The sequence below is a fragment of the Frankia sp. CcWB2 genome (assembly GCF_977927585.1).
This window is the reverse complement of record NZ_CDWRCM010000090.1, coordinates 4,371-16,993: the sequence shown is the minus strand read 5'-3', so window position 1 is coordinate 16,993 and position 12,623 is coordinate 4,371. Positions and strand designations below refer to the sequence as shown.

The window sequence follows — 12,623 nt, the reverse complement described above, 5'->3', positions numbered from 1 at the left end:
AACGGCGAACAACATCCACACCCAGCTCCAACACCAACCACTCACCGCAAGATCACGAATCTACGTGAATGTTTACTGGGAATCCTGGTCAATATCGACAACGGTGGCACGTTCACCGATGTGTGTGTGACGGACGGTGAACGCATCGTGCATGCGAAGACGCCGACGACCCCGCACGATTTAACGCAGTGTTTCGTCGATGGGCTGCGGACGGTGTCCGACCGGCTGTATGGCGAGGAGGACACCGCTCGTCTGTTGCGCGAGACGGAGTATCTGCGCTATTCGACGACGTCGGGTACGAACGCCGTGGTCGAGCGGAAGGGCGCACCGGTCGCCCTGCTGGTCGACAGCGGTGCGGAGGAAGATGTCTATGGCATTGTGAGGCTGGTCGACGCCTCGCTGTGGCAGGCCCTGGTGCCGCATCCCCCGGTCGGGATCGCGGTGGGCGCCGACGGGTCGGTGGGCTTGGCGGAGTTCACGACGGCGATCAACGAACTGTTGGCGACGAGTACCTCGCGGATCGTGATTGCGCTGCGGAGCGCGGCGGCGGAGCGGGCGATCAAGAATCTGTTGTTGGAGCGGTACCCGCGGCATCTGCTGGGCGCGGTCCCGTTCACCCTGTCGCATGAGCTTGTGCACGACGTCGACGACGCGCGGCGGGTGCTGACCGCGGTGCTGAACTCCTACCTGCACCCGGGGATGGAGCACTTCCTCTACGGCGCGGAGAAGGCGTGCCGGGAGAACGGGCTGGCCCGCCCGCTGCTGATCTTCCGGAATGACGGGGACTCGGCCCGGGTGGCCAAGACCACGGCGTTGAAGACGTGGGGTTCCGGGCCGCGGGGTGGGCTGGAGGGCAGCGTCGCCTACGCCTCGCTCTATGACGCGGACGTGCTGGTCGGGGTGGACGTGGGTGGCACCACGACCGACGTGTCGGTCGTGGTGGACAAGGCCCTGACGGTGCACGCGCACGGCCGGGTCGATTCGGCGCAGACCTCGCTGCCGATTCCGGACCTGAGCAGTGTCGGGCTGGGTGGCAGTTCGGTAGTCCAGGTCGTCGACGGTCAGATTCAGATCGGTCCGCGCAGTGTGGGTGCCGCGCCCGGCCCGGCGTCTTTCGGCCGTGGTGGCACCGATGCGACGGTGACCGATGCCCTGCTGCTTGCCGGGGTGTTGGACCCGGACAACTATCTGGGTGGGGATCTGAAGTTGGACCCGGCCCGGGCGGAGCGGGCGTTGCTGACCCATGTTGGGGAGCCGCTGTCGTTGTCGGCGCAGGCCGCGGCGCTCGCGGTGTTGCGGGTGTTCGAGGAGCAGGCGGGGGCCGCGGTCAAGGAGATGATCTCCGCGGCGGGTCGTGAGCCGGGTGAGGCCACGCTGCTGGCCTTCGGTGGCGCCGGTCCGGTGCTTGCCTCGGGGATCGCGCGGGCGGCGGGGATCGCGCGGGTGATCGTGCCGCATCTGTCGGCGGTGTTCAGCGCGTTCGGTATCGGTTTCAGCGGGTTGGCGCACGAGTACAGCGTGCCGATGCCGGGCGTCGACGTCGAGGTGAAGGCGGCCCGGGACGATCTGCTGACCCGCGCGCGGCGTGACATGTTCGGTGAAGGCGTGTCCATCGACGAATGCACTGTCGAGACCCGCGGTCGATTCATCGTCGACGGCGTGTTGCGGGACGAGACGTGGACCGACGGGTCGTCTCCCGGGCAGGCCGATCAGCTGGTGGTGCGGGCCTGGTATCCGCTGCCGACCTTCGAGCTCGTGGCCGACGAACACGCCACGGTGCAGCCGGCGGCCGCGGACGGATCGCGTCGTATCCATTTCGCTGACGGTAACGAGCAGGAGATTGCGGTCTACCGTCCGGAGAATCTGGGGCCGGGGCAGGGAGCCGCGGGGCCGGCGCTGGTCGCGGGTGACTATCTGACCTGTCTGATCGAGCCCGGGTGGGGGTTCCGGGTGAGCAGCAACTCTGACCTGATCCTGGAGGCCCAGCAGTGAGCGAGCAGCAGTCCACCGTGAACATCACCGAGTATCTCGCGATTAATCTGGCGACCGAGCGATGGACCTGCCGGGTGTGCGGACAGGACATCGCGAACGCCCGCGAGAACTACAAGGAGTCGAAATGAAATAACTTGCGCGTTTCGAACCCTCCACAGGCCTGTGACCTGCGATGATGCTCTCGATCACGTATTTGTTACTTCATTACGTCCCCCAAGACCGGGCTGCTGGTCTACAACCGTGACCCGCGGGAGATTCACCGGCCGATCCTGGACGAGAGCTACGAGTTCACCTACGCCCCCGACCCGGCCTGGTGCCGGATCGTCGAGTTCTACTGCCCGGGTTGCGGGACGCAGGTGGAGAACGAGTACCTGCCGCCTGGTCATCCGTTGACACACGACCTCGAACTCGATATCGACGCGTTGAAGCGTCGTCACCTCAGCGATGTGGAGGGCTAGGGACATGCGGCAGGTAAGCGTTGACATCGGTGGTACGTTCACCGACTGCTTTCTTGTCTACGACGACGCCTACATCGAGGCGAAGTCGCTGACCACGCACCACAACCTCGCCTCCGGGTTCATGGATGCCCTGGCAAAGGCCAGCGCCCAGGCCGGCCTGGATGTGCAGACGGTGCTTTCGACCGTCGACGCGGTGCGTTACGCCACGACCCTCGGGACGAACGCGCTCATCGAACGCAGCGGTCCGGCGGTCGGCATCCTCACCACCGCCGGTTTCGAATCGACCGTGCCGCTGATGCGGGCCCGTGGCTACGGCGATGGGCTGACCGAGGCCCAGCAGTCCGACCTGCCCGCCGCGGACCGGCCGGTGTCGCTGGTGCCGGTGACCCGGATCGCCGGAGTGCAGGAACGCATCGACTACGGCGGCACGGCGGTGCTGTCCATCGACGAGGACGACGTGCGCCGCCAGGTGCGCAAGCTGGTGGACGAGGGCGCGCAGGCGTTCGTGGTCGCGCTGGTCAACGCGGTGATCAACCCGGCCCACGAGAAGGAAGTCGAGCGGATCATCCTCGAGGAGTACCCCACGCACATGCTGGGGGCGATCCCGATCGTGCTGTCGCACCGGGTGACCGGCCGCAAGGGTGAGTACGCCCGGACCATGTCGGCGGTCATCGACGCCTACCTGCACAGCCAGATGTACCACGGGCTGGCGTCGCTGGAGATCGAGCTGCGCCGCAACGGCTACACCAAGCCGATGCTGCTGGTGCACAACACCAGCGGCATGGCCCAGCTGAACTCGACCTCCTCGCTGCAGACCATCCACTCCGGACCGGTCGCCGGCCTGGAGGCCACCAACTACCTGTCGAAGACCTACCACCAGCCCAACGTCATCGCCACCGACATGGGCGGCACCAGCTTCGATATCGGCCTGGTCACCTCCGACGGGGTGAAGTTCTACGGCTTCAACCCGGTCATCGACCGCTGGCTCGTCTCCACCCCGATGACCTACCTGCACACCCTCGGCGCCGGCGGTGGCTCCATCGCCCGCTACGACCGCCTGTGGGAGGCCATCGAGGTCGGCCCGGAAAGCGCCGGTTCTGACCCGGGCCCGGCCTGCTACGGCCGGGGCGGGCGGTTCCCGACCACCACGGACGCGAACCTGGTGCTGGGCTACCTCGACGCGGACAACTACGCCGGTGGCACGATCAAGCTCAGCCTGCGCCGGGCGCAGCGGGCCATCGAGGAGCACATCTGCAAGCCCACCGGACTGAGCCTGATCGAGGCGGCGAAGGCGATCAAGCGCAAGGTGGACAGCAACATGGCCAACGCGATCTTCAAGGAGGTCGCGGTCAAGGGCTATAACCCGAAGAACTTCGTCGCGCTCAGCTACGGCGGCGGTGGTCCGCTGCATGCCTGCGGATACGCCAACACGCTGGGTATCCAGAATGTGCTGATCCCGCCGTTCAGCTCGGTGTTCTCCGCGCTGGGCGCCGGCAATATGAACCAGCTGCACATCCACGAGTACTCGCTGTACCTGATGGTCTACGACGCCACCACCCGCAAGATGTTGGACGACTTCCAGATCTTCAACGACACGGTGACGGAACTCGCCGCGAAGGGCCGCGACGACCTCCTCCGCCAGGGCGCCGACCCCGCCAACATCCGCTCGCGGGTGGAGCTGGACATGCGCTACGGCAACCAGCTCGCCCAGATCGGGGTCGTGTCGCCGTTCGACCGGCTCACCTCACACCGCGACGTGATCAAACTGCTGGACCTGTTCAGCAGCATCTACGCCAAGCGGTACGGCGAAGGCAGCCAGGCACCCGAGGCCGGTGTGCGCATCAACGTCATCCGCGTGGTCAGCTACGTCGAACGCGACAAGTTCGACCTGCAGCCCACCCAGGCCGAGCCGCGCCCCGCGTCGAACTCCGCCCGGTGGCGGGAATGCCACTACCCGGGCATCGACGGCGCGGTCAAGACCGCCGTTTACGACTTCGCCGACCTCGAAGAAGGCCACGTCATCGAGGGCCCCGCCCTGATCGAAACCCCGAGCACGACCTACCTCGCCGAACCCGGATGGCAGCTGACCATCGGCCGCACCGGCTCCGCGGTGCTCGTTCGGACCATCTGAGCGGGCTCCCCGCTCAGGAGGTTTCATCCCGATGGCGTAGCTGGCCGGCTAGCGCGTATTGATGGAAAGTTCTTGTACTGAGCAGAACGCGTTGTCGGGCTGATGGAAACCAGCAAAGTCGGCGTCATCAACCCCTCGTCCGTTTCGTGTAGCCTGTGCCGGGCCTGGGAAGCCGCTCGCCCTCGCCCGCCAGGCACGTCTTACCAGAAGGTGTAGATTCATGAGCCAGCCCGACCACGCTGACGGCAAGTCGCTCGTCGAGAAGTTCCTCGAAGAAAACGTCCTGTTCCTCGGGCCCGACCCCGAGATCATGCAAAGCCACCATCTCGCCCCGGAGTCGCCCCGCGAAACGGAGGCGCTCGCGCGGTTCACCGATCCCGAGCAGATCAACCTGGTGCGGCACAAGCTGCAGACCGCGTGTAACGAGTCCTTCGACATGGTCGAGCAGATGGGCGCGGCGCCGGGCGCGAAGTGGGGTGACCTGATCTCCGGGGTGTGGACGGCCTCGGGCGACCTCGCCCTGTCCAGCATGGGTGGTGTGCTGCTGTTCTCGGTGCTCACGCAGCACCCGGTCAAGTTCATTGTCAAGTACTGGGTGGATGAGCCGACGGTCGGGGTCCGTGAGGGCGATGTCTTCATGCACAACGACGCCCGCTACGGCAACGTCCACAACACCGACCAGAGCATCCTCATCCCGGTTTTCCACGAGGGGCAGCTGATCTGCTTCGCCGGCGCGGTCTGCCACGAGGGGGAGAACGGCGCCACCGAACCCGGTGGTATGCCCTCGGCGGCGGAATCCCCGTTCGACGAGGGATTGAAGATCTCGCCGATCAAGGTCGGTGAGAACTACACGTTCCGCCGTGACCTCATGACCTTCCTGCAGAACTCGGTGCGCGAGCCGAAGCTGCAGCTGGAGGGCATGAAGGCCAAGCTGTACGCGGCGATGCGGACAAGGGACCGGATCCACGACACCATCGCCGAGTACGGTGTCGACGCGGTCATCGCCACGTTGCGGCGCACCCTGACCGACACCGCCGACGAGGTCCGCCGCCGGCTGAGGTCGTGGCCGGAGGGCACCGTGCGGCAGAACGTCTTCGCGGACGGGACGCTGCGCGAGAACTGTCTGCTCAAGATCAGACTGGCGATGACCAAGAAGGACGACGAGCTGATCCTGGACTTCCGGGGCTCGTCGCCGGAATTCCTGAACCGAGCCAACAACACGATCCTCTCGTCGATGAAGGGCATGCTGGCCCAGGAGTTCCTGACCTTCGTGTGGCCGGACCTGCCGCGAAACCAGGCGGTGTTCGAGCCGATGACCGTTCTCACCGACCCGCGGTCGGCGCTGAACTGTTCGCCGGAGGCGCCGAACGCGCAGAGCATGATGACGTTCTTCCCCTCCTTTACCGCGGCCCAGCTGGCGACGCCGAAGCTCCTCTACAGTGCGGGTGAACGCTCTACGGACGTCATCGCCGGCTGGTTCAACATGATCGTCACGTTCATCTACGGTGGCGTCACCCAGCACGGCGAGCTGGTGGGCAACGTGTGTGCCGACCTCAACGGCATGGGCGGGGCCGCGCGGTCCAACCGGGACGGCGAGCACGCGGTCGCCCCGATCTTCGCGCCCATGGCCGACATCGGGGAGCAGGAGCTCATCGAGGAAGAAGTCCCGATTCTCAAGATAGTGCCGAACAGGGTGATGCGGGACAACCAGGGCTTCGGCAAGTTCCGCGGCGGCCAGGGCCACCAGCAGATCGCCACCGTCAAGGACAGCGCCATGTGGGGCTTCATGGCGTGCAGCATCGGCTCGAAGTTCCCCAGCTCGCACGGCATCTTCGGCGGCTACGGCCCCGGCACCTACCCGCTGTGCAAGATCAAGAATGTCGACATCTTCAAGGTGATGGACAACCAGCGCGAACTGCTGCGCTACACCGTCGAGGAACTGATGAACGAGCGCCCGTTCCCGGACGCGACCTACTCGACGCATCACATGGGCATGCAGTTCGAGCTCGCCGAGCGCGGCGAGCTGTACATGCTCACCCAGGGCACCGGCGGTGGCTACGGGGACGTGCTCGAACGCGATCCCGAGCTGGTGGCTTCCGACTACCGCGACGGCCTGGTGTCCATGGACACCGTCCGCGACATCTACCACGTGGTGCTCAACCCCGACACCGCCGCGGTGGACGCCGAGGGCACCACGGCGGCCCGGGAGGCCGAGCGGGCGGCTCGGCTGCGGCGGGGTAAGCCGTACGCGGAGTTCGTCCAGGAGTGGGAGACCGAGACGCCTCCGGCCGACGTGCCGTTCTTCGGCTCCTGGGGCGATCCGCAGGTGCTGTTCCGCGGCACTCCGCAGGACACCTGCCCCGCGGACGCGATCGTGCCGGTGATGATGCCCGACCCGAAGGACGTGCGGATCGCGCAGCTGGAGGCCAAGCTGGCGGAGCTGCAGGGCTGACGGTGCAGGGCTGACGGCGCGGGCCTGATGCTGCGGGACCGATCCTGATGCTGCGGGACTGATGAGGACGGCGGGAGAACGATGAACGCTGCGGACGACTGGATCCACGCCAGGCGTGACACCCTGACCTGGCTGGACTGCGACCGGTACGTGTGGAGGGTCTTCGCCGGCGCCCCGAGCGATGGTATGACGACCCGGCCACGCTGGTCGCGGCGAGTGCACAGGCACACCGGTTCCTGCGGTCCGATGTGTACGGTGTCAACGTCTCAGGTCCGTTCTCCCGCTACCTCGCCGGTGGTAGCGAGGCCGCTGCCGTCTGTACGGCGTTGGAGCTGCCGGCGCCGCGCCGCGTGCTGGCCGACACTCTCGACGCGCTGCTGCACCAGTTCGGCGATCGTGTCGACCTGGTGCTGGACTGCCCGTCACCGCGCAGGCTGCTCGCGCCCGGTGCGGAGGTCGACTTCGACGCGCTCGACGACGTCGCGACCGGCCTGCTGGAGGTGATCCGCTCGGTGGCGGACCGGCCGGTCCGGGGGCTGCAGATCACCTGTGACACGGCGGGCGGGCCGGATGAGGACGAGACCGACGCCTGGTCGAGTCTGCTGGCCGCGGCCGGGCACTACGGCTGGATCACCGCGGTCCGACTGAACGGCGTGACCGGCCCCGACCAGCTCGACCCCAAGCTGCCCGGTGACCTGCTGCTCCTGCCGCACCTGCCAGCCGACGTCCTGCCCGACGACCGGCGCTACGGCGGGGGACTGCCAGCGGAGGTGTGGAACGATACGAGCGAGGCCGCCCGGCTGGTCGACGCCGCCGCCAAGCGTGGGTTCCGGTTCGGTGAGATCCCCACCGAGGCCTCCCCGGAAATCGTGCTGACCAGGCTCACCGCCCTGGCCGCCGGCCGGCACTGAAGGGATTCGGCGTGGACGACGTGGAGATCGTGGGCTGGGGTCATACCCCGGTTGGCCGTCTCCAGCATGTGATGGCGGTCCTGCAGCTCACCGGTAACGCCGGGGCGATGCAGATCCCCGGGGCCACCGTCACCGGGGTGTTCAACATGGGTGGCCTGGCGGTCGCCAACTATGCGAGTGTCCTGGAGCGTGTGCGATGAGTGATCTCACCGGGAAAAGTGACCTGACCCTGAAAGCGGTGTTCGTCGACGCGTTGGACCGGTTCGGTGCGCGTCCCGCCCTGCACTACCAGGGGCGGACCTACGGGTACGGCGAGATCGTGGCCGCGGCGAACCAGCTCACGCACCGGCTGCGCGCGGCGGGGGTGGGGCCGGGGGTGTCGGTGGCGTTGATGATGTCCAACCGGCCCGAGTACATCGTCGCTGATCAGGCGATCCTGCGGTGTGGTGCGGTCAAGGTGGCGCTCAACGACATGCTGTCGGCCAGCGAGATCGACTACATCCTGCGGGACAGTGAGGCCCGGGTCGTCCTCGCCGATGCGGGGATGCTCCCGGCGGCGCTGCACCCCGCGCCGCCCCTGTTGGAGACGGTCATCGCCGTCGCCGACCCGGACGACTGCCCGGGCGGGGTGGTGGCGTGGCGCGACGCGCTGGCCGGGCAGCCGACCACTGTGCCGGAGGTCGCCCCGGCACCCACCGATCCGGGGTTGATCGTCTATACCGGGGGTACGACCGGTCTGCCCAAGGGGGTGATGCACACCCAGCGGAATCTCGCGCTCAATCTGTTCTCGCATGTGATGGAGATGGGGCTGCTCGACGACGAGGTGCTGCTGGTGATGTCGCCGCTGCCGCACAGCGCGGGTTTCCTGCTGCAGGCCGGGATGCTCAAGGGAGCCCGGCACTTCCTGGAGACCAGGTTCGACCCGGAGCTGGTGCTTGAGCGGATCACCGCCGACCGGGTGACCTTCACGTTCATGGTGCCTACCATGATCTACCGGGTGCTCGACCGGGCGGCGGGCCGCGCGTTGGATCTCAGCTCGCTGCGGACCATCCTGTACGGTGCCGCGCCGATCACCCGGGAGCGGCTGGAGCAGGGCCTGGAGGTGCTCGGCCCGGTGTTCATGCAGCTGTACGGGCAGTCGGAGGCGCCGAACTTCATCACCCGTCTTCGCCGTGAGGATCATCGTCTTGATCCTGACGGGGAGCATCGGCTGGCCAGTTGTGGTCAGCCGGTCGTCATGGCCGCGGTCAAGGTGGTCGACGAGGCTGGCCGGGAGCTGCCCCGCGGTCAGGTCGGGGAGATCGTCGCCGCCACGCCGTACACGATGGTGGGGTATCGGGGCCGGCCCGAGCAGACCGCCAAGGCGTTGCGGGACGGGTGGTTGCACACCGGGGATATCGGGCGGATGGATGCCGAGGGGTACGTCTATCTGCTGGACCGCAAGAACGATATGATCATCACCGGTGGGATGAACGTGTACAGCACGGAGGTGGAGAACGCGGCGGCGGCCTGTCCGGGGGTTGGGCAGGTCGCGGTCGTCGGGGTGCCGCATCCGGACTGGGGTGAGGCGGTCGTGGCGTTCGTCGTGCCCGACGATACCGGTGCGTTCGACGAGGCCAAGCTGCTGGCGCACTGCCGGGTGGAGCTTGCCCGGTACAAGCAGCCCAAGGCCGTGCGGGTCGTCGAGGCCTTGCCGACCACCGTGTACGGCAAGCTGGACAAGAAGGCGCTGCGGGCCGGCTGGCCCGGTTGGTGACGCCCAAAGTATTGCGGCCTGGGCGGCCAGTGCGAAAATCAGCTCGAGGGCCTGTGAGTATCGTCACGAACGCGTGGCAGGGGAGCCGGGCGGGGAGCCCTCGGAAGCGAGGCGAGCTGGATGGACACCAAGGCACGTCCCACGCTGGCCGTGTCCACGAAGTTTCAGGCACCCACCTATGACACCCAGCTGGTCGGCCGGGACCGGCTCCTCGACGTGTTGCGGGACGGCCGGGCCCGGCGGCTGGCTTTGATCCACGCGCCGGCCGGGTTCGGGAAGACCACGCTGGCGGTGCAGTGGCAGCGGGTGCTGCGCGCCGAGGGGGTGCCGGTGGCATGGCTGAGTCTCGATCGGGACGACAACGACGCGGTGTGGTTCCTCAGCCATCTCATCGAGGCGGTGCGCCGGGTCGAACCGACCCTGGCCGGTGACCTGGTCGAGGTGCTGGAGGGGCATTCCGACGACGCGCAGCGGTATGTGCTCACCGAGCTGGTCAATCAGGTTGCCGAGCATCGGCGGCCGTTGGCGGTCGTGCTCGACGACTGGCATCTCATCGATGCCCCGCAGGCCGTTGCCGCGTTGGAGTTCCTGCTGGAGGTGGGTCCGGCCAACCTGCATCTGATCGTCACCAGCCGGACCCGGTCGCCGGCCGTGGGCCGGCTGAAGGTGCGTAACCAGGTGACGGAGATCGACGCCACGCAGCTGCGGTTCGACCATCGGGAGTCCGCGGCCTTCCTGCTCGAGCTCAACGCGTTGGATCTCGACAGCACGGACGTGCATCGGCTGTGGTCGAGTACCGACGGCTGGGTCGCCGCGTGACAGCGCCGACCCGTCGGCGTTGATCCGCGGTTTCTCCGGGCGGCATCACTCCCTGGGTGACTATCTCGCCGAGAACGTGCTCGATGCGCTGCCCGCGGATCTGCTCGACTTCCTGCTCACGACTTCCGTCTGTGATCGGCTCTGCGGTGATCTGGCGGCGGCGGTGAGTGGGCAGCGGCGGGGCAGGCGCTGTTGGAGGAGCTGGAACGGCGGGACCTGTTCCTGCGGCCGCTCGACGATAACCGGGAATGGTTTCGCTATCACCATCTGTTCGCGGGTTATCTGCGCCGCCGCCTGGAGCGTGATCATGCGGATCGGGTGGTGACCCTGCACCGGACCGCGTCGGCCTGGTTTGCTGATCATGGTCTGCTCGGTGAGGCGGTCACCCATGCCCTGGCTGCCGGTAACGACGCCGGGGCGGTGGATCTGGTGGAGCGGCGGGCCATGCACCTGGTGGAGCACAGCCGAATGGCCACCCTGCTCGGCCTGGTCAACAAGCTGCCGCCGGCGCTGCTGCCCGGCCGGCCGCGGCTGCAGATCGCGATCGCCTGGGCCAACTGTCTGCTGCAACGGGCGCAGCCCGCGCAGGTCGCGCTCGACCACGTGCGTGCCGCCCTGGCACCCGATGACACCAGCGACACCGGTAAGGACATCCTCGGCGAGGCCGATGTCGTCCAGGCCTGCATCGACGTCTACGGTGACCGGATCGACCGCGCTGCTGACCTGGTCGCCCCCTACATTGTGAAGAACTCCGGCTACCGGCCGTGGCTGGTCGCGGTGTCGTCCAACATCCGGACCTTCGTCGACATCCACACCTTCGCCTACGACACCGCGCAGGCGCGGCAGCGGTGGGCCAACGCCTTCCACGACACCACCCGCGGGCCTTTCGCCGGCGTGTACGGGCGCTGCTTCGCCGGGCTCGCGGCGTTCGCCCAGCTTGACCTGGTGGCCGCCGAACGTCTGTACCGGGAAGCCGTGGCCCTCGCCCGCGAAGCCGCCGGGCCGCGTTCGCACGCCGCCCGGCTGGCCGGCGCGCTGCTGGGCCGGCTGTACTACGAGCGGGGCGACACCGATGCCGCCGAGCGGCTGCTGGAGGAGTGCCACGAGCTCGGTGCCGAAAGCGGCGTCGCCGATCTTATGATCGCCACCTACTCCACGCTGGCCCGCATCAAGACCCTGCGCGGTGAGATCGAGGACGTCTGGCACCTGCTCGACGAGGGCAGCGAGGCGGCGAGCCAGCTCGTCCTGCCTCGATTGTCGGCCGCCGTCGACCACGAACGCCTGCGGCTGCACCTGGCCCGGGGGGACCTCGGGCGCGCCCAGAACGTGCTCGCCCGCCACGGCGACGACGTCGCCCGCGGCGGCGACGGCATCGCGATGGCCACCCGCCACTACCAGCTCGCGATGCGCGCGCGGGTCATGGCCGCCCAGGCCGACTACGACGGTGCCCTGCGGCTGCTGTCCCAGATGCACCAGGAGAGCAGCTCCGTGGCCTGGCGGTACGCCGAAACGGCCGCGCGTATCGACCTCGCGGTGGTGCACTCGCTGACCGGCGACACCGACACCGCGCTGCGCACCCTCGTGCCCGCCGTCGTCGCCGGGGCCCGCCGCGGTCTGGTGCGCACCATTACCGACGCCGGACCGGAACTCCTGAAGATCATTGGCGAGTTGCGGGACGCGAGCCGGTGCCGCCGGTGGCCGGCGGAGTTGCCCACTGTGCCCTCCGACTACCTGTCCAAGCTGCTCGCCACGGCCCACGCGGACGCGGAACGGGCGGCGATCCCCATCATCGACCGCCCGGCCGAGCGGAACCCCGCTCCCGAAGAATCGCTCAACGTCCGCGAGATCGACATCCTCCGTCTGCTGGACCGCGGACTGTCGAACAAGGAAATCGCGCGTAACCTCGGCCTGACCATCAACACCGTCAAGTGGTATCTCAAGAGCATCTACACCAAGCTCGGGGTCGCTCGGCGCGGGGAATCGGTCTCGGAGGCCCGCCGCCGCCGGATCCTGACCTGAGTGCCCTGGTAGCCCTGAGTGCCCTGGTAGCGGGTGCCGCTTCCACGACGGGGAGGACAGCGATGCCTGACACCCGGCTCAGCGA

At 67.7% G+C, this 12,623-nt stretch carries 7 protein-coding genes and 2 pseudogenes; all 9 read left to right on the top strand.

Features of this window, described 5'->3' with window-relative positions; translation table 11 throughout:
- Positions 1-1,992, top strand: a 1,992-nt coding sequence (locus ACY45C_RS11475) for a hydantoinase/oxoprolinase family protein (protein WP_462187602.1), incomplete at its 5' end; no start/stop codon positions are given.
- Positions 1,989-2,450: pseudogene (locus ACY45C_RS11470) on the top strand (acetone carboxylase subunit gamma). The gene ACY45C_RS11475 and the pseudogene ACY45C_RS11470, both read left to right, overlap by 4 nt.
- Positions 2,451-2,454: 4 nt before the next feature.
- The gene (locus tag ACY45C_RS11465) at positions 2,455-4,581 is read left to right on the top strand and encodes a hydantoinase/oxoprolinase family protein (RefSeq protein ID WP_462187601.1); all 2,127 of its coding nucleotides are present in this window, start codon (positions 2,455-2,457) and stop codon (positions 4,579-4,581) included.
- A gap of 220 nt (positions 4,582-4,801) precedes the next feature.
- Complete coding sequence (locus tag ACY45C_RS11460; RefSeq protein ID WP_462187600.1) at positions 4,802-7,033, top strand: hydantoinase B/oxoprolinase family protein; 2,232 nt, start codon at positions 4,802-4,804, stop codon at positions 7,031-7,033.
- A gap of 152 nt (positions 7,034-7,185) precedes the next feature.
- The gene (locus tag ACY45C_RS11455) at positions 7,186-7,944 is read left to right on the top strand and encodes a hypothetical protein (protein ID WP_462187599.1); all 759 of its coding nucleotides are present in this window, start codon (positions 7,186-7,188) and stop codon (positions 7,942-7,944) included.
- A 62-nt stretch (positions 7,945-8,006) separates the two neighbouring features.
- Positions 8,007-8,144, top strand: a pseudogene (locus tag ACY45C_RS11450) (thiolase domain-containing protein); the annotation flags it as partial.
- The gene (locus tag ACY45C_RS11445) at positions 8,141-9,700 is read left to right on the top strand and encodes a class I adenylate-forming enzyme family protein (protein WP_462187598.1); all 1,560 of its coding nucleotides are present in this window, start codon (positions 8,141-8,143) and stop codon (positions 9,698-9,700) included. The pseudogene ACY45C_RS11450 and the gene ACY45C_RS11445, both read left to right, overlap by 4 nt.
- A 120-nt stretch (positions 9,701-9,820) precedes the next feature.
- Entirely contained in the window at positions 9,821-10,519 is a 699-nt protein-coding gene (locus tag ACY45C_RS11440; protein WP_462187597.1) for an AAA family ATPase, read from the top strand.
- Between the two features lie 192 nt (positions 10,520-10,711).
- A complete protein-coding gene (locus tag ACY45C_RS11435; protein ID WP_462187596.1) occupies positions 10,712-12,538 on the top strand; it encodes a LuxR C-terminal-related transcriptional regulator in 1,827 nt (608 codons plus the stop codon).
- Positions 12,539-12,623 lie beyond the last annotated feature (85 nt).

Bases quoted from the DNA above. Each gene is read 5' to 3' on its own strand.
- ACY45C_RS11465 (WP_462187601.1), top strand. From the start codon at position 2,455: ATGCGGCAGGTAAGCGTTGACATCGGTGGTACGTTCACCGACTGCTTT.
- ACY45C_RS11460 (WP_462187600.1), top strand. From the start codon at position 4,802: ATGAGCCAGCCCGACCACGCTGACGGCAAGTCGCTCGTCGAGAAGTTC.
- ACY45C_RS11445 (WP_462187598.1), top strand. From the start codon at position 8,141: ATGAGTGATCTCACCGGGAAAAGTGACCTGACCCTGAAAGCGGTGTTC.
- ACY45C_RS11440 (WP_462187597.1), top strand. From the start codon at position 9,821: ATGGACACCAAGGCACGTCCCACGCTGGCCGTGTCCACGAAGTTTCAG.